The 213-nt window shown below is 64.3% G+C and carries 1 pseudogene; it reads right to left on the bottom strand.

Features of this window, described 5'->3' with window-relative positions:
- Positions 1-213: pseudogene (locus E4487_RS25075) on the bottom strand (phage infection protein); the annotation flags it as partial.

The raw sequence follows: 213 nt of genomic DNA, 5'->3' as shown, positions 1-213 counted from the left end.
ACGGTCGGAGCCACCTTCAGCGACGCGGTTCTCGATCAGACGATCGGAGCCACCTTCGGCGACGCGGTTCTGGATCAGGCGATCGGAGCCACCTTCGGCAACGCGATTCTCGATCAGACGGTCGGAGCCACCTTCGGCGACGCGGTTCTCGATCAGACGGTCGGAGCCACCTTCGGCAACGCGGTTCTCGATCAGACGGTCGGAGCCACCTTC

Source organism: Pseudomonas sp. BMW13, assembly GCF_013357275.1.
GTDB lineage: Bacteria > Pseudomonadota > Gammaproteobacteria > Pseudomonadales > Pseudomonadaceae > Aquipseudomonas > Aquipseudomonas khazarica.
This window is presented reverse-complemented; position numbering and strand designations above follow the sequence as displayed.